This is a genomic window from Streptomyces sp. NPDC048606 (genome assembly GCF_040650855.1).
Lineage (GTDB): Bacteria > Actinomycetota > Actinomycetes > Streptomycetales > Streptomycetaceae > Streptomyces.
In genome coordinates this window covers 436,668-454,013 of the sequence record NZ_JBEZIB010000002.1, presented here as the reverse complement: position 1 = coordinate 454,013, position 17,346 = coordinate 436,668, and the positions used below count along the sequence as shown (strand labels likewise).

Genomic DNA, 17,346 nt, shown 5'->3' with positions numbered 1-17,346 from the left:
TCCGTAGGGGTTGGCGGTGAAGCGTTCGGCGGTGAGGGCGGGTTGTGCGGTGTATCCGCGGGCGAGTTGGGTGCCGGCGAGGTGGAGTTCGCCGGCTACTCCGAGACCGCCGCCACCGCGTCCGAGGCGCCCGGCAGCGCCGGGTCCCCGGGGGCCTGGTCGGGGGCGTTCTCCGGGTGGTGGCAGGCCACCTGGTGCCCGGTCTTCAGCGCCACCAGGGGCGGGTCCTGCGTCGCACACAGGGCCGTCGCCTTCCAGCAGCGGGTGTGGAAGCGGCAACCGCTCGGCGGGGAGATCGGCGAGGGCACGTCGCCCTTCAGCAGGATGCGACCGCTCTTCGCGCCGCGCCGCCGCGGGTCGGGCACCGGCACCGCCGACATCAACGCGTTGGTGTACGGGTGCATGGGCGCCGAGTACAGCGCGTTGCGGTCGGCCAGCTCCACGATCTTGCCGAGGTACATCACCGCGATGCGGTCCGAGACGTGCCGGATGACCGACAGGTCGTGCGCGATGATCACGTACGTCAGTCCGAGCTCCTCCTGGAGGTCGTCCAGCAGGTTCACCACCTGGGCCTGGATCGACACGTCCAGCGCCGACACCGGCTCGTCCGCGACCACGAGCTTCGGCTTGAGGGCCAGCGCCCGGGCGATGCCGATGCGCTGGCGCTGACCGCCGGAGAACTCGTGCGGATAGCGGTTGAAGTGCTCCGGGTTCAGGCCGACCAGCGACAGCAGCCGCTGGACCTCCGCCTTCAGGCCGCCCTCGGGGGTGACCCCCTGGAGCTTGAAGGGGGCGCCGACGATGGTGCCGACCGTGTGGCGCGGGTTCAGCGAGCCGTACGGGTCCTGGAAGATCATCTGCACGTCGCGGCGCAGCGGTCGCATGCCCGCGACGCCCAGGTGCGTGATGTCCCGACCCTCGAACTCGATCTTCCCGCCGGTCGGTTCGAGGAGGCGGGTGATCAGTCGGCCCATGGTCGACTTGCCGCAGCCGGACTCGCCGACGACGCCGAGGGTCTCACCGCGGCGGACGTCGAAGTCGATGCCGTCCACGGCCTTGACGGCCGCGGTCTGCCTGCGCAGCAGCCCCTTGTTGATGGGGAAGTGCTTGACCAGGCCCGTCACCTTGAGCAGCGTGTCGGACGGGCCGTCCGCCGAACCGTCCGCGGCAGCCCGCGCCGGGTCGGTCGCGTCCGTCTTCTTCATGTCGGTCACAGCTTCGGCGCAATCTCTTCGGTCCAGATCCGGGTCCGCTCCTCCTGCGACATGTGGCAGGCGGACCAGTGCCGGCTGTCGTCCTGGGTCAGCTCGGGGCGCTGGGTGCGGGTGATGCCGCCCTTGGGCACGTCGGCGTAGGGGCACCGGGGGTTGAAGGCGCAACCGGACGGGATGTTGATCAGGCTGGGCGGCGACCCCTTGACCGGGATGAGGCGCTCGGTCTGCTCGCGGTCGATGCGCGGCATGGAGCCGAGCAGCCCCCAGGTGTAGGGGTGGCGGGGTTCGTAGAAGACCTTCTCGGCGGTACCGCGCTCGACGCACCGGCCGCCGTACATCACGAGGATGTCGTCGGCCATCTCGGCGACCACGCCGAGGTCGTGCGTGATCATGATGACTGCGGAGCCGAACTCCTTCTGCAGGTCCCGGATCAGGTCGAGGATCTGCGCCTGGACGGTGACGTCCAGGGCGGTGGTCGGCTCGTCGGCGATGAGCAGCTCGGGGTTGTTGACGAGGGCCATCGCGATCATGGCGCGCTGGCGCATGCCGCCGGAGAACTCGTGCGGGTAGGCGTCCACCCGTCGGTGGGGCTCCGGGATGCCGACGCGGTCGAGCATCTCGACGGCCCGGGCGCGGGCCTTCTTCTTGTCGGCCTCGGGATGGTGGGTCCGGTACGCCTCGATGATCTGCTTGCCGACGGAGTAGTACGGGTGCATCGCGGACAGCGGGTCCTGGAAGACCATCGCCATCTTCTGGCCGCGCAGCCTTCGTACGTGGTCGGCGTCGGCGGCGACGAGGTCCTCGCCGTCGAGCACCACCGAGCCGGAGATGTGCGGGCGGCTGCGGGCGTTGCCGGTGCGGTGCAGGCCCATGATGGCCAGCGAGGTGACGGACTTGCCGGAGCCGGACTCGCCGACGATGCCGAGGGTCTTGCCGCGTTCGAGGTCGAAGGAGAGCCCGTCGACGGACTTGACCAGGCCGTCGTCGGTCGGGAAGTGCACCTTCAGGTCGCGCACGGAGAGGAAGGGGGACCCGTCACGCGGGCCGCCCTGCTCGGGGACGAACGCGGGCTCGTCGGAAACGTTCTTGGTCACGTCAGCCTCACGCGCGGGTCGATGACGGCGTACAGCAGGTCCACGATCAGGTTGGCCATCACCACGAACAGCGCGGCGAGCAGGGTGACCCCCATGATCACGGGGAGGTCGCCGGCCCCGATGGCGGCGACGGCCGCCGTGCCGAGGCCCTGGAAGTTGAAGGTCGTCTCGGTGAGCACCGCGCCGCCGAGCAGGCCGCCGAGGTCGAGGCCGAACATCGTGACGACCGGGGTGAGGGTGGAGCGCAGGGCGTGCTTGCGGATGACCACGCCCTCCTTGAGCCCCTTGGCGCGGGCCGTGCGGATGTAGTCCTCGCCGAGGACCTCCAGCATGGTGGCGCGGGTGATGCGGGCGTAGGTCGCGGCGAAGAGGAAGGCGAGCGTGATCCAGGGCAGGATCAGGCTGTTCAGCCAGGCCAGCGGGTCCTCGGTGAGCGGTTGGTAGTTGGAGACCTCCAACCAGCCGAGGCCGTAGACGAAGAGCGCGGGGGCCACCATGCCGGTGAAGAAGATCGGCAGGGAGACGCCGGCGAGCGCGCCGACCATGACGGTCCGGTCGATGGCCGTGCGGCGCTTGAGGGCGGAGACGACGCCCGTGGCCACACCGGCGATCACCCAGATCACGGCCGCGCCGAGGGCGAGCGAGAGGGTGACCGGCATCCGGTCCAGCATGGTCTCCCAGACGGGGGCCTCGGTCTTGAAGGAGTAGCCGAAGCAGGGCGCCGCACAGTGGGTGACGTCGGAGCCGCCGTCGTAGTCGCGGCCGGCGAAGATGCCCTTGACGAAGAGCAGGTACTGCTCGGAGATGGGCTTGTCGAAGCCCATCTTCACGCGGATGCCCGCCAGGGCGGTCTCGTTGGTCTCGCGTCCGGCGTACATGAGCGCGGGGTCGCTGCCGGTGAGCTTCGGGACCGCGAAGAAGATGCCGAAGGTGACCACGGAGACCACCAGCAGCGTTGCGGCGACGTTGAACAGCCGCCGTATGAGGTAGACGAGCACTGCAGTCGGCCGCCCGGGGCGGGTGGCCGCCGCCCCTCGTGGGGACGGCGGCCACCGCCTGCGGCCTTCACCTGCCCTTCGGACTAGCGCATGTGCGGTGAAGGCACTTGCCTGTGTGTTACGTGGTACGTGACAACTCGGGCCGGAGCCGCTGTTACTGCTTGATGCCCACCGTGGCGAGGTCGATCTTGCCGTAGGACTCGTTGAAGAAGACGTTCGTCAGGCGCGGGTTGTGGTAGACGAGCGCCTTGTCGAAGTTGATCGGCAGGTAGAGCGCCTTCTCCATGACCTTCTTGTTGATCTCCGTGTAGAACGGGGCGGCGGCTTCCGGCGTGGCGGCGGCCGCGGCCTTGTCGAAGAGGCCGTTGACCTCGTCGTCGTTCAGCTCGGTGTAGTTGTTGTTGGCGTTCGGCGCGATGAACGAGCCGTCGACCAGCGGCTGGAGGAAGCCGGAGCCGGAGTTGTAGTCGGCGCCCCAGCCCATGACGATGATGCCGTAGCCCTTCTTCTTCACGTTCTCGGGCGAACCGATCGTGGAGGAGGAGAGCTTGCCGTCGTACTGGTCGATCGTCGCCTTGATGCCGACCTTGGCGAGGGCCGCCTGGAGCGACTCGGCCGTCTTCACCTCGGGGGCGCGGTTGTTGCGCACGGCGATGACGGTCTCGAAGCCCTCGGGCTTGCCACAGGCCTTGAGGGCCTCCTTGGCCTTGGCCTCCTGCGGCTTGCCCTTCGTCAGGCCGAAGGGGTCGTAGTCCTTGTCCGAGCCGGGGATGCCGGGCGGCAGCATGTTCGCGCCGAGGTCACCGCTGGTCGGGCCGCCGCGGGCGGTCTGCAGGGACTTCGGGTCGGCCGCGTAGATGACGGCCTTGCGGCACTCGATGTTGTCGAACGGCGCGACCGACTGCGGGAAGGCGAAGTAGCGGATGTAGCCCGTGAAGGGGTTGTCCGCGTTCTTCTTGAGGTTCGCGTCCTTGAGGATCTTGTTCTTCGCGGCCTGCTGGACACCGGTGCCGTCGACGGCCATGTCGATGTCGCCCGAGAGCAGGCGCTGGTCCATGTCGTCCGGGTTGGTGGTGACCGTGAAGGAGACCTTGTCCGGCAGACCCTTGCGGATCGGGTCCGTCTTCGGGTCCCAGTTGTCGTTGCGGACGAAGGTCGCGCCCTTGCCGGCGGTGAAGCTCTCGACCTTGTAAGGACCGGTGGAGATCGGCTTGTTGGTGTACGTGGCGCCCGTGTCCTTGCCCGCCGGGACCGGCGAGGAGGACGGCATGGCCAGCAGGTAGCTGAAGTCGGAGTTCGCGCTCGCCAGGTTGAAGACGATCGTCTTGTCGTCCGGCGTCTCGACGGACTTCAGACCCATCTTGTTCGGGTCGGTGTCCTTGTAGGGGCCGGGGTACTTCTGGCCCTGGTCGAGGAGGTCGATCAGGTAGGTCGGACCGCCGGACAGGACGTCCTGGGCGAAGACGCGCTCGACGCCGTACTTGATGTCCTTCGAGGTGATCGGCGAACCGTCCTCGAACTTCACCCCGTCCTTGATCTTGAGCGTGTAGGTCTTGCCGTCGTTGGTGATGACCGGCAGCGCCTCGGCGAGGTCCGGGACCACCTTGGTGCCGTCCTTGCCGGGCTTGCTGTCGTAGGCCAGCAGGCTGCGGACGTAGAGCCGCTGCATGTTCCAGACGAAGCCGTAGTAGGCGCGCGCCGGGTCGAGGTAGTCGACGTCCTGCGGGGACCAGAGCTTGAGCTCGCCGCCCTTGGCGTCGGAGGGGTTGATGACGGCGGTCGCGGCGCCGCTGTAGCCCTTGGCGCCGTCGGTCTCGCCCTTGGCCTCGTCCTTCTTGTCGCCGTTGCCGCCGCACGCGGCGGTCATCGACAGGGCGGCGATCACGGCGGTGATCGCGAGAGCCTGCTTTCTGCGGATCACGGTTGTCCAACCTCCATAGGTGGTGAATCGAAGAAGCGGTTCAGCTGCCCTTGGGGTCGAGTGCGTCACGCAGCCCGTCCCCGAAGAGGTTGAACGCCAGGACGGTGATGAAGATCGTCATACCGGGGACCACCATGTACATGGGGTCGTCCTGGTAGATGGGGACGGCGTCGGAGAGCATCTTTCCCCAGGAGGCGGTGGGTGGCTTGACGCCGGCGCCCAGGAAGCTGAGGGCCGCCTCGGTCAGGATGTTGGTCGGGATGATCAGCGTGGCGTAGACGAGGATCGGCGCGACCAGGTTCGGCAGCAGCTCCTTGATCAGGATGTAGCCGCGGCCGGCGCCGAGGCTGCGGGCGGCCTCGACGTACTCGCGTTCCCGCAGGGAGATCGTCTGGCCGCGGACGATGCGGCCGATGTACGGCCAGCCGAAGAAGCCGATGACCAGGATCAGCACGCCCATGCGGACGCCCGAACCCTCGAACCCCCACAGGGAGTTGGGGACGACGGAGACCAGGGCGATGGTGAACAGCAGCTGCGGGAAGGCCAGCAGCAGGTCCATCGTGCGGCTGATGACGCCGTCGACCCAGCCGCCGAGGAAGCCGGCGAGGGCGCCCAGGAAGCTGCCGAGGACGACCGACACGAAGGCCGCCAGGAAGGCGACGACCAGGGAGATGCGGGCGCCGTAGACGATCCGGCTGAACACGTCGCGGCCGTTGGTCGGTTCGACGCCCAGCAGGAAGTCGGAGCTGATGCCACCGAAGGAGCCGAGCGGCGTGCCCAGGTCCGGGTCGATCATGTCCTCGTGGAACTCGTTGGGCGGGTGGCCCAGCAGGTTCACGATCAGCGGCGCGAAGATGGCCACCAGGATCAGGAGGATCACGACCACGCCGCCGGTCAGCGCGACCTTGTCGCGCTTGAGCCGCATCCATGCAATGCGACCGGGCGAGCGGCCTTCGATGGCCTTGGCTGGGACGTCGGCTACGGACACGGGTGCGGGCGTTTCCGCGCTCGTGTCGTGCAGTGGTGCCGTCATCGTGGTGGGGACCCCTCTCGGCCGACGGGTGGCCGGCCCATGCCCGCCGCTGTGGCGGCGTTGGTGCGGAGTGGCGCTCGAAGTGCTCGGGACACGTGAACGCGTTGAGGTGCGGGTGTGCGCGGTGCGGGAGGTGCGGATGTGCTCGGTGCGGTGCTGCGCTGTACGGAGGTGCGTTGCGGTGCGTGCGGTGCTGTGCGTGTGGTGCGTGCGGTGCGTTGCGGTACGGAAGCGGTGCGGTGCGAAGGAGCGTGCGCCGTGCCGGGCGGCGGCGCCCGCGGTGGTGCCGGGCGGCGCAGCTGACGTGCGGGAAGTGCTGTGTGAAACGACAAGCGAAGTCCACGTGCCGAACCGGGTCCTGGAGGACTGACCGGCTCTTGGGTGGGGAGTCTTCATCGGTCGCTCGACCAGCCGCCAGACCCGCAGATGAATGGATGCGCAACCGTGATCTGACGATCTGATTCCCGTTATCCGGACTCCGCTCACGGCTCAGCGGAGCAAGACCGTCCGTTCGGTACGCAAACGGACATGCCGCCCAACTCGCAGGATCAGTGCGCCTATTGGGCAGACGGGTACGGCGAAATCCGGACAACGCGAAGGCCGCCGGGAACGATGGTTCCCGGCGGCCCGTTGTCCGCTCGACGCGTTCGTCTCATGCTCCGGGCACACCCGGGCAAAGCCTGTAGGGGGCTCGGTGAAACTCCTCCGGCGACCCTCCGGCGGGCTTCGAGCACGCCTGTGGGGAGCGCGGCTAGTAGGCCGCCTGGCCCTCCCGGTCGTAGAACGGCCGCGTCTGCGACCGCAGCCACATCGCCACGGGGTCGTGCTCGTCGGCCAGCGCGACCGTGCACACCGGGACCCCCTCGGGCACGGCGCCGACCGACTGGCGCATCATCTCCCGGACGGATTCCAGCGCCGGCGGGGAGGCGTCGTAGAGGTCGAGGCCCACCGCGAGGTACGCCGACCCGATCGCGGGTTGCACCCAGGCGCGGCGCAGCGACCTGACGGCCGGCGTGCGGTGCGCGTGCTGGGTCAGCAGTCCGTAGAACTGCGGGAGTTCCAGGGCGGGCTCGGACAGCCGCAGCGGCCCGGCCGGCATCCGGTCCAGGCCGGTGGCGACGCGGCGCAGGTCGGCCCAGGGCACGCCGAGGCCGCCGCCGCGGTCGTGCGGGTTGATCCACAGCCCCCACCGGTCCGGGTAGAGGGCGCGGGCGATGTCCCGGCCGGTGACCACCTCGTAGCCCCTGTTCCAGCCACCGGCGGCCAGCTCCTGCGGGGAGGTCACGCAGGGCGCGTACCCCAGGCCCTCGACCTCCATGCCGCCGTACTGGGCGTCCGGTGAGCCCGGTTGCCCCTGCCACAGCAGCATCCACAGCCGGCCCTCGGCGAGGGCGTGCAGGAATGACTCGTAGCTGTCATAGCGCCCGGGTGTCACCTGGCGCAGCATGTGCTCGACCTGCCCGGCCGCGGCCGTGCCTGACGCACTCACCCGGTACCCCTCTTCGTCCGCCCGTCGTCCACGCGTACCAACCAGCTTAAGCGGCGCTACGGGAGGTAGAAGGGGCGTACGCGCTCACGAATCCAGTCCGTGACCGGGTCCTCGGCGGCGTCGAGGAGGATCAACTGCACCGGCCAGGGCGCCGGTACGCGGGCCAGGGCCCGGCCGAGGGCCTCCAGCGGGGCGTTTCGGAACTCGGGATCCCATCCCACCAGTCGGACACCGATGTACAGCTCGGGCGCCCCGGCCTCGACGCTGGCCAGGCAGCGGTGCGCGGCGGCGACCACCCCGGTGGCGCGGAACTCCTCGGAGGCGGCGGCGAGGAAGTCGACCGGGTCGTCCTGCCAGTCGGGCTCGTAGAGCCGTACGCGCCCTCCGGTGGCCGGTCCGTCGAGGGGGGTCCGGCCGGTGCGACACAGGGCGGCGACGGCGGCGGGCGGCAGCGGCACGCCGACGGCGCCCTCGGGGTTGAGGGCGATGCCGAGCTGCGGGGGCAGCCCGCGGGCGAATTCGACGGCGGGGGCGACGGCGAAGTCCATGGCGGCGCCGGCGCCGACCCGGAACTGGGCCTCGGAGCTGTAGACGGGGACGTACGCCTCGCCGTCGATCAGCATCGTGGGCAGGGTGAGGCCGTCGCTGTCGGGCCCGCCGCCCTCGGGCAGCGGAACCCAGACGTGGCCGCGGCCCAGCGCCTCCAGGATCCGCTCGCCGGCGTCCGCCTGCCCGAGCGCCGCCCCGAGCACCCGCTCCACCTCGTTCGCCGGCCAGCCGCTGCCCTGCATGTGCCGTTGCCTCCGTAGGTTCGGCGATGTGTCGTGCCGAGGCTACCGGCCCCGCCCTCAGCCCTCGAACGAGATGCGGGTCACCGCGGCGGCCGAGCGGCGGTCGAGCAGGACGGCCGAGGCGCAGCCCGCCGGCGGCCGGCCGGCCTCGGCCTCGCGCAGCAGCCGGCGCACGGCGCCGCGGTGGCGGGCGAAGGCGTACGCGGAGACGCGCCGGCCGCGGGCCTCCTGCCCGGAGAGGGCCTCCTCGGCGGTGGTGTCCAGCAGCAGCAGGTGCAGGGCGCGGCCGCGGCGGCGGGCGACGGCGGCCAGGGTCGCGCGCACCCAGCTCTGGGTGCCGCAGTCGTGGACCACCACAGAGTCGCCGGAGCTCAGCCGGCGCCACAGTCCCCAGTAGTGGGCGACGCGGACGGCGGGCCGGTAGACGGCGTAGGGCAGGGCGCCCGGCATGCGGCGCTCCCAGCGCTCGCGGACGTCCTGGGAGTCGATGCCCCCGCCCTCGGCGGCGCGCTTGATCAGGGTGCTCTTGCCGCCCCCCGGCAGGCCCGAGACCACGACGATGTCACCGGCGGCGAAGCCGAGCCGGTGGGGGCCGCGGGCCGGTGCGCCCCGCAGGTCCCGTACGCGGCCCGCCACGCGGGCCGGTACGCCCCGCTGGGTGGGGACCGCGTCCACGGTCCCCGACGGTGTCACCACTTCGAATCTCCGCACAGTGCTCTCCCCCCGAAATCGGGCCGTGAAGGCCCCATGCCCACTGAGTGTAAAGAGACGGTAATCCGGCGGGCCCGGTTCCGCTCGTACGTTCTTGCGGGCCCCACCGCCCACTCCCGCGCGACCCGTGCAATGATGTGCGCCATCTGGACACCAACTGCATACCGGCCGCTTGAATCCGCGCGGGAGAGTCCCGGCAGGCCGCGAGGCCGTGCCCGGGCGCCGAAGGAGCAAGTACCTCCCTTGAATCTCTCAGGCCCCGTACCGCGTGGATGAGGCAGATCTGAAAAGCGAGCCGCGACACGCCCGTCCCCCGACGGGCGACGGCGCGCGCTCCACCCAAGGTGCAAGTCGAGGGCGCGCCGCGTACCCGCGGTAACTCTCGGCGAACCTCTCAGGTTCCGATGACAGATGGGGAGGATCGTCCTCGTCATGTCATGCCCTGGGACCCGGGAGCCACACCCATGAGCACTGCCCCCCGCCTGACCGCGCTCGACGCGCTGCACCGTTCGCTCGGTGCGACCATGACCGACTTCGCGGGCTGGGACATGCCGCTGCGCTACGCCAGTGAGCGCGAGGAGCACACCGCGGTACGCACCAAGGCCGGCCTCTTCGACCTCTCCCACATGGGCGAGATCACCCTGACCGGCCCGGAGGCCGTCAAGGCCCTGGACCACGCGCTGGTCGGCAACATCTCGACCGTCGGCGTCGGCCGCGCCCGCTACACGCACATCTGCGTGGAGGACGGCGGCATCCTGGACGACCTGATCGTCTACCGCCTGGGCGAGACGGAGTACATGGTCGTCGCCAACGCCTCGAACGCCCAGGTCGTGCTGGACGCGCTGACCGAGCGCGCGGCGGGCTTCGACGTCGAGGTCCGCGACGACCGCGACGCGTACGCGCTGATCGCCGTCCAGGGCCCCGAGTCCCCCGGCATCCTGGCGTCCCTGACCGACGCCGACCTGGACGGTCTCAAGTACTACGCCGGTCTGCCGGGCACCGTCGCGGGCGTGCCCGCGCTGATCGCCCGCACCGGCTACACGGGCGAGGACGGCTTCGAGCTGTTCGTGGCCCCCGAGCACGCGGTCGAGCTGTGGCAGGCCCTGACGAAGGCCGGCGAGGGCGTGGGCCTGGTCCCGTGCGGGCTGTCCTGCCGCGACACGCTGCGCCTGGAGGCGGGCATGCCGCTGTACGGGCACGAGCTGACCACCTCGCTGACCCCGTTCGACGCGGGTCTGGGCCGGGTCGTGAAGTTCGAGAAGGAGGGCGACTTCGTCGGTCGCGCCGCCCTGGAGGCCGCCGCCGAGCGCGCCGCCACGAACCCGCCGCGCAAGCTGGTCGGCCTGATCGCCGAAGGCCGTCGCGTCCCGCGCGCCGGCTTCCCGGTCGTCGCCGACGGCAAGGTCATCGGCGAGGTCACCTCCGGCGCCCCGTCCCCGACGCTGGGCAAGCCGATCGCCATGGCGTACGTCGACGCGGCGCACGCCGCGCCCGGCACCTCCGGCGTCGGCGTCGACATTCGCGGTACGCATGAGCCGTACGAGGTCGTGGCCCTGCCGTTCTACAAGCGGCAGAAGTAGCCCGCGGGGTCCGTGTCGTACGGCGCAGGCCGTGCGGCGGGGCTCCCGTACGCGTCTCACCACCCGAGACCACTGTTCGTATCCACTCCCCCGCATCCAGGAGAATCAGGTCATGAGCAACCCCCAGCAGCTGCGTTACACCAAGGAGCACGAGTGGCTGTCGGACGCCGTGGACGGCGTCGCGACGGTCGGCATCACGGAGTTCGCGGCCAACGCGCTCGGTGACGTCGTCTACGCCCAGCTCCCCGAGGTCGGCGAGAGCGTCACCGAGGGCGAGACCTGTGGCGAGCTGGAGTCGACCAAGTCGGTCAGCGACCTGTACTCCCCCGTCTCCGGCGAGGTCGTCGAGGCCAACCAGGACGTCGTGGACGACCCGGCGCTGGTCAACACGGCTCCGTTCGAGGGTGGCTGGCTGTTCAAGGTGCGTCTGTCGGAGGAGCCGAAGGACGTCCTGACGGCCGACGAGTACGCCGCGCTCACCCACTCCGACAACTGAGACCCCAGGGGAACTTGATGTCCGTCCTGAACACCCCCCTCCACGAGCTCGACCCGGACGTCGCCGCCGCCGTCGACGCCGAGCTCGTGCGCCAGCAGTCGACCCTGGAAATGATCGCGTCGGAGAACTTCGCTCCCGTCGCCGTCATGGAGGCCCAGGGCTCGGTCCTGACCAACAAGTACGCCGAGGGCTACCCGGGCCGCCGCTACTACGGCGGTTGCGAGCACGTCGACGTGGTCGAGCAGATCGCGATCGACCGCATCAAGGCGCTGTTCGGCGCCGAGGCCGCGAACGTCCAGCCGCACTCCGGTGCGCAGGCCAACGCCGCCGCGATGTTCGCGCTGCTCAAGCCGGGCGACACGATCATGGGCCTGAACCTGGCCCACGGCGGTCACCTGACCCACGGCATGAAGATCAACTTCTCCGGCAAGCTCTACAACGTGGTCCCGTACCACGTGGACGAGACCGGCCAGGTCGACATGGCCGAGGTCGAGCGCCTCGCCAAGGAGTCCAAGCCGCAGCTGATCGTCGCGGGCTGGTCCGCCTACCCGCGTCAGCTGGACTTCGCCGCCTTCCGCCGCATCGCGGACGAGGTCGGCGCGTACCTGATGGTCGACATGGCGCACTTCGCGGGCCTGGTCGCCGCCGGTCTGCACCCGAACCCGGTGCCGCACGCCCACGTCGTCACCACCACCACTCACAAGACCCTCGGCGGTCCGCGCGGCGGCGTCATCCTGTCGACGCAGGAGCTGGCCAAGAAGATCAACTCCGCGGTCTTCCCGGGTCAGCAGGGCGGCCCGCTGGAGCACGTCATCGCGGCCAAGGCGGTCTCCTTCAAGGTGGCGGCCTCGCCCGAGTTCAAGGAGCGCCAGGAGCGCACCCTGGAGGGCGCGAAGATCATCGCCGAGCGTCTGGTGCAGCCGGACGTCACCGAGGTCGGCGTCTCCGTCCTGTCCGGCGGCACCGACGTGCACCTGGTCCTCGTCGACCTGCGCAACTCGGAGCTGGACGGCCAGCAGGCCGAGGACCGCCTCCACGAGGTCGGCATCACGGTCAACCGCAACGCCATCCCGAACGACCCGCGGCCGCCGATGGTCACCTCGGGTCTGCGGATCGGCACGCCGGCCCTGGCCACGCGCGGTTTCGGCGCCGAGGACTTCACCGAGGTCGCCGAGATCATCGCCCAGGCCCTGAAGCCCTCGTACGACAGCGAGGACCTCAAGGCCCGCGTCTCCGCGCTCGCCGCGAAGCACCCGCTGTACCCGTCGCTCTAGTCGCGGGCTCGGGAAGGGCCCGACCCCGCCGTGCGCCGGCGCCTGTCGCCGTGCACGGGGTCGGGCCCTTTTCATGACCAAAGCCCCAGGCGGATGCGGCCCATTGCCACTGATTCGTCCAAAAAAAGGCAAATAGGCTTCGAATAAAAGGCATCCTCTGGCAGGACGGACACGGACCCATGGACATGAGCGCGGCGAACAGGAAGGGACTCAGTCTCTTCGCGCTGATCATGATCGGCATCGGCTCGATCTTCGGATCCGGCTGGCTCTTCGGGGCCGGTACGGCCGCCCAGGTCGCGGGTCCGGCCGCACTGGTCGCCTGGGTCATCGGCGCGGTGTTCATCGGCATGATCGCCATGTCCTACGCCGAGGTGGGCGCGGCCTACCCGATCCCCGGCGGCATGGCCCGCTACGGCGCCATCTCGCACGGTCCCGTGCTCGGCTTCGTCACGGGCTGGGCGGTGTGGATCGCGGTCGCCTCGCTCATCCCGATCGAGTCGATCGCGGCCACCCAGTACATGTCCTCCTGGAGCTTCGGCTGGGCGAAGGACCTGGTGGACGCGGGGTCGCACCAGCTGACCCCCTTCGGCATGGGCGTGGCGCTCGTGCTGACCGTGCTGCTGTGGCTGTCCTGCTACTGGTCCGTCCAGCTCCTCGCGAAGATCAACGCGGGCCTGACCCTGGTGAAGTTCGCCATTCCGGTCCTGGCCGTGGTCGCGCTGGTCGCCTCCGGCTTCCACACGGAGAACTTCCAGGCCCACGGGGGCTTCGCCCCGAACGGCTGGACCGCCGTGCTGACCGCCGTCACCACCTCCGGCGTGGTCTTCGCCTTCAACGGCTTCCAGGCCGTGGTCAACCTCGGCGGCGCGGCCAAGAACCCGGGCCGGGCCATCCCGATCGCCCTGGTGGGCGCCCTGTCCCTGGGGCTGGTCATCTACCTCGCCCTCCAGGCGGCCTTCCTGGGCTCCGTACCGCCCGAGCACCTGGCGCAGGCCGGCGGCTGGTCGGGCGTGAACTTCAACTCCCCGTTCGCCGAGCTCGCCAAGCTCCTGATGATCCACTGGGTGGTGGTGATGCTCCAGTTCGGCGCCTTCATCTCCCCCGCCGGCTCCAACATCGCCAACGTGGCCTCCGCCGCCTACATGGTGCAGAACCTCTCCGAGACCGGCTTCTTCCCCAAGCGGCTCAAGGAGACGCACCCCGTCTACGGCACCGCCCGCCCGGCGATGTGGATGAACCTCGGCTTCTCGGTCCTGCTCCTGGTGACCGTGGGCCACAGCTGGAAGACCCTGGCCCCGATCATCTCGGCCGCGATGGTGATCTCGTACCTGATCGGACCGATCGCGGTGGGCGTCTTCCGCCGCACCAAGCCCGACCTGCCCCGCCCGTTCCGACTTCCCGCCGCACGCCTCCTGTGCCCGCTGACCTTCGTCTTCGCCGCCTGCGCCCTGTACTGGTCGAAGTGGCCGAACACCGGCATCGTCACCGCCCTGACCCTGCTGGCCGCCCCGATCGCCGCGCTGGTGCTCTCCCGCAAGGGCGAGCGGAACCTGGCCCGCCAGTTCGCCCCCGCGTGGTGGATCGTCTTCTTCCTGGGCGCCCTGTCGCTGCTGTCCTACCTCGGCTCCACCGACTTCGGCGGCCGGGGCACCATCCCCGGCGGCCTCGACATCCTCCTCGTCGCGGGCATGGCGCTCGTCACGTACTTCTGGGCCGTCGAGGCCGGCGTCCGGGCCCACCGGGCCGGCCTGCCCGGCCCCGACCCGGTCCTGGACGGGGTCGAGGGCCCGGCGCGGCCCGCCGGAGCACCGGAGCGCGAGCTGACCCACGCCTGACCGCCACGTCCGGCAGCCGAACCGTTCACTTCCACGCGATACGCTCGTCTGCCGGACAAAATCCGCAGATCCACCGCCTTCACCACCAGCACCACCCGCACCGCCCGCACCACCACCCCTGCCCCTCACCACCCACGAGCAGACAAGGGAGTCCGCCAGTGGCCATCTCCGTCTTCGACCTCTTCTCCATCGGCATCGGCCCCTCCTCCTCCCACACGGTCGGCCCGATGCGCGCCGCACGCATGTTCGTGACGCGGCTGAAGAAGGACGGCGTCCTCGCCCAGACCGCGTCCGTGCGCGCGGAGCTCTTCGGCTCCCTCGGCGCGACCGGCCACGGCCACGGCACCCCCAAGGCGGTCCTGCTCGGCCTGGAGGGCCACTCCCCGCGCACGGTCGACGTGGAGACGGCCGACGACGAGGTGGAGCGGATCCGCAAGAGCGGGCGCCTGCGCCTGCTGGGCACCGAGATAGGCGATGTCCACGAGATCGCCTTCGACGAACCGAGCCAGCTGATCCTGCACCGCCGCCGCTCGCTGCCGTACCACGCGAACGGCATGACCCTCTTCGCCTACGACGCCTCCGGCGCCCCGCTGCTGGAGAAGACCTACTACTCGGTCGGCGGCGGCTTCGTCGTCGACGAGGACGCGGTCGGCGAGGACCGGATCAAGCTCGACGACACGGTACTGAAGTACCCCTTCCGCTCGGGCGACGAGATGCTGCGCCTCGCCAACGAGACCGGCCTGTCGATCTCCTCCCTGATGCTGGAGAACGAGAAGGCCTGGCGCACGGAGGAGGAGATCCGCGAGGGCCTCCTGGAGATCTGGCGGGTCATGCAGTCCTGCGTCTCGCGCGGCATGTCCCGCGAGGGCATCCTCCCGGGCGGCCTGCGCGTCAAGCGCCGCGCCGCGTCCACGGCCCGCCAGCTGCGCACCGAGGGCGACCCGATGATGCACCGCAGCGAGTGGACCACCATCTACGCGATGGCCGTCAACGAGGAGAACGCCGCGGGCGGGCGCGTGGTGACCGCCCCGACCAACGGCGCGGCGGGCGTCCTGCCGGCCGTCCTGCACTACTACATGAACTTCGTGCCGGGCGCCGACGAGGACGGCGTGGTCCGCTTCCTCCTCGCCGCGGGCGCGATCGGCATGCTGTTCAAGGAGAACGCCTCCATCTCCGGCGCCGAGGTCGGCTGCCAGGGCGAGGTGGGCTCCGCCTGCTCCATGGCGGCGGGCGCCCTCGCCGAGGTCCTGGGCGGCACCCCGGAGCAGGTCGAGAACGCGGCCGAGATCGGCATGGAGCACAACCTCGGCCTGACCTGCGACCCCGTCGGCGGCCTGGTGCAGATCCCCTGCATCGAGCGCAACGGCATGGCGGCGGTCAAGGCCGTCACCGCCGCGAAGATGGCGATGCGCGGCGACGGCAGCCACAAGGTCTCCCTCGACAAGGTCATCAAGACCATGAAGGAGACCGGCGCCGACATGAAGATCAAGTACAAGGAGACCGCCCGCGGCGGTCTCGCGGTCAACGTCATCGAGTGCTGACGGCGGGCCGGGCGGCCGGGAGGTCGCCCGGCCCGGCGCGGCCCCGACCGGGCTCCTCGCGAAGGGGCGAGCCGAAGAGGGACGTCCCGAAGAAAGATGAATCGACCATCGATTCCAGGTTTGGATCGGGTTGATCACGCTTGCGAGGGAAGAACCCGGTCTGGGCTGGTTTCTCGATGATCACGTACGCAAGGCTGGTCCCACGACGTCGGGCTCATCCGGGGCGGCCGGCCAACCGCCCTGACCCCCTTGGTTTTTGCGTACTGGAGGACTTCACCATGGCAAGCATCCGCACCATCCGTGTGATGGCGGCTGTCGCATCGCTCCCCCTCGCCGCCGTGCTCCTGTCGGGCGTGGCGCAGGCGGACAACGGGGCCGGCGCCGCGGGCACCGCCTCGAACGCGGCCCTCGCCGGCATCCTCGGCAGCGGAGTCGGGGGCAGCAACCTCGGCAACTCCTCCACCGCCCAGCAGGTCGCGTCCGGCTTCGGGGCGTCGAACCAGAACAACGGCGCCCAGGCCAACGGCTCCGGCTTCACCGCGATCGGCCAGTCCAACGACCACGACTCGCTGGTCTACAACCCGCTTCCGTAGCGGGCGCGCGGCCGCCCGCCGCGCCCTTCGGGCCCGTCCTCCGCGCGGAGGACGGGCCCTCGCGCGTACGGGGCCCCGCGCGGGGCAAGTGGGGTCCAGCGGCCCGCCCGGCTCGGGACCTTCGGCCCCGCCCCCGGGTCGTGGGGGTGGGCTAGCGTGCCGAAGGGGGGTCCGTGCACCACCCCGCGCGAAGGAAGGCAGCCGCCCATGGCCACCACCGAACACCGTGTCCTGCCCCTCCGGCTGGAGGTCGCCCCGCCGACCGTCCCGCTCCAGGGCGCCTTCGTCTACCGCACGGACCGGCCCTACGAGCTGGCCCTCGACTTCCGGGGCGGCGGTACGCACCTCGCCCGCTGGGTCTTCTCCCGCGACCTGCTGATCGACGGGGAGACCGTCGCCACCGGCGAGGGCGACATACAGGTCTGGCCCGTCCGCGCGGGGACCGAGCCACGGGTGTTCCTGGCCTTCGGCAACGGCGGCCGCAGCTGTGTGGTGTCGGCCCGGGCCAAGGACGTACGGGCCCTGTGCCGGCGGATGACGGAACTGGTGCCGCGCGGCCAGGAGCGGCGGCACTACGACCTGGACGCGCAGCTGAGCGCGCTGCTGGCGCACTGACCGCGGGCGAGGCCGTACGCCGCCCACCCGGTCCGCCGCCCACCCGATCCGCCCTGCGCCCGGCCCGTCTTCCGCCCGGCCCGCCGGAGCCGCAACCGCGCGGGGCGCCGCCGCGTCTACCCGGGTGACAGCCATCCCCGTCTCAAGAGGAATCGGGGGAC

At 70.5% G+C, this 17,346-nt stretch carries 15 protein-coding genes and 1 riboswitch; of the genes, 7 read left to right on the top strand and 8 right to left on the bottom strand.

From position 1 onward, the window contains the following. Positions 1-95: 95 nt before the first annotated feature. The 8 genes from AB0D01_RS04115 to AB0D01_RS04080 all read right to left on the bottom strand — a co-directional run bounded on the left by AB0D01_RS04115 (position 96) and on the right by AB0D01_RS04080 (position 9,215). Complete coding sequence (locus AB0D01_RS04115; protein ID WP_363053409.1) at positions 96-1,214, bottom strand: dipeptide ABC transporter ATP-binding protein; 1,119 nt, start codon at positions 1,212-1,214, stop codon at positions 96-98. Beyond that, the gene (locus tag AB0D01_RS04110) at positions 1,211-2,230 is read right to left on the bottom strand and encodes an ABC transporter ATP-binding protein (RefSeq protein WP_363053444.1); all 1,020 of its coding nucleotides are present in this window, start codon (positions 2,228-2,230) and stop codon (positions 1,211-1,213) included. Before AB0D01_RS04110 ends, AB0D01_RS04115 begins: the two co-directional genes overlap by 4 nt. Positions 2,231-2,304: 74 nt before the next feature. Continuing rightward, entirely contained in the window at positions 2,305-3,306 is a 1,002-nt protein-coding gene (locus tag AB0D01_RS04105; RefSeq protein ID WP_363053408.1) for an ABC transporter permease, read from the bottom strand. A gap of 154 nt (positions 3,307-3,460) precedes the next feature. Next, a complete protein-coding gene (locus AB0D01_RS04100) occupies positions 3,461-5,173 on the bottom strand; it encodes an ABC transporter substrate-binding protein (RefSeq protein WP_363053443.1) in 1,713 nt (570 codons plus the stop codon). Positions 5,174-5,267: 94 nt separating this feature from the next. Further along, entirely contained in the window at positions 5,268-6,260 is a 993-nt protein-coding gene (locus AB0D01_RS04095) for an ABC transporter permease (protein WP_363053407.1), read from the bottom strand. Positions 6,261-7,011: 751 nt separating this feature from the next. Continuing rightward, positions 7,012-7,749: an enhanced serine sensitivity protein SseB C-terminal domain-containing protein gene (locus AB0D01_RS04090; protein ID WP_363053406.1), complete on the bottom strand. Its 738-nt coding sequence runs from the start codon at positions 7,747-7,749 to the stop codon at positions 7,012-7,014. A 56-nt stretch (positions 7,750-7,805) separates the two neighbouring features. After that, positions 7,806-8,540: an enhanced serine sensitivity protein SseB gene (locus AB0D01_RS04085; protein WP_363053405.1), complete on the bottom strand. Its 735-nt coding sequence runs from the start codon at positions 8,538-8,540 to the stop codon at positions 7,806-7,808. Between the two features lie 57 nt (positions 8,541-8,597). Continuing rightward, positions 8,598-9,215, bottom strand: a complete 618-nt coding sequence (locus tag AB0D01_RS04080; RefSeq protein ID WP_363053442.1) for an AAA family ATPase — start codon at positions 9,213-9,215, stop codon at positions 8,598-8,600. Positions 9,216-9,424: 209 nt separating this feature from the next. Beyond that, positions 9,425-9,528: riboswitch (glycine riboswitch) on the top strand. Positions 9,529-9,715: 187 nt separating this feature from the next. Between AB0D01_RS04080 and gcvT the strand changes: the two genes are divergently transcribed. From gcvT to AB0D01_RS04045, 7 genes are all read left to right on the top strand, one after another. Further along, positions 9,716-10,831, top strand: coding sequence for a glycine cleavage system aminomethyltransferase GcvT (gene gcvT / locus AB0D01_RS04075; protein WP_363053404.1), 1,116 nt, complete (start codon positions 9,716-9,718; stop codon positions 10,829-10,831). A 112-nt stretch (positions 10,832-10,943) separates the two neighbouring features. Continuing rightward, a complete protein-coding gene (gene gcvH / locus AB0D01_RS04070) occupies positions 10,944-11,327 on the top strand; it encodes a glycine cleavage system protein GcvH (RefSeq protein WP_363053403.1) in 384 nt (127 codons plus the stop codon). Between the two features lie 17 nt (positions 11,328-11,344). Continuing rightward, positions 11,345-12,601 (top strand): serine hydroxymethyltransferase, encoded by a 1,257-nt coding sequence (glyA, locus tag AB0D01_RS04065; RefSeq protein ID WP_363053402.1) that lies wholly within the window; start codon positions 11,345-11,347, stop codon positions 12,599-12,601. 179 nt (positions 12,602-12,780) lie between these two features. Then, positions 12,781-14,436: an APC family permease gene (locus AB0D01_RS04060; protein ID WP_363053401.1), complete on the top strand. Its 1,656-nt coding sequence runs from the start codon at positions 12,781-12,783 to the stop codon at positions 14,434-14,436. 158 nt (positions 14,437-14,594) lie between these two features. Then, complete coding sequence (locus tag AB0D01_RS04055; protein WP_363053400.1) at positions 14,595-15,977, top strand: L-serine ammonia-lyase; 1,383 nt, start codon at positions 14,595-14,597, stop codon at positions 15,975-15,977. A gap of 278 nt (positions 15,978-16,255) precedes the next feature. Continuing rightward, a complete protein-coding gene (locus AB0D01_RS04050) occupies positions 16,256-16,570 on the top strand; it encodes a hypothetical protein (protein WP_363053399.1) in 315 nt (104 codons plus the stop codon). Positions 16,571-16,777: 207 nt separating this feature from the next. After that, complete coding sequence (locus AB0D01_RS04045) at positions 16,778-17,185, top strand: SsgA family sporulation/cell division regulator (RefSeq protein WP_363053398.1); 408 nt, start codon at positions 16,778-16,780, stop codon at positions 17,183-17,185. The last annotated feature ends 161 nt before the right edge of the window (positions 17,186-17,346 follow it).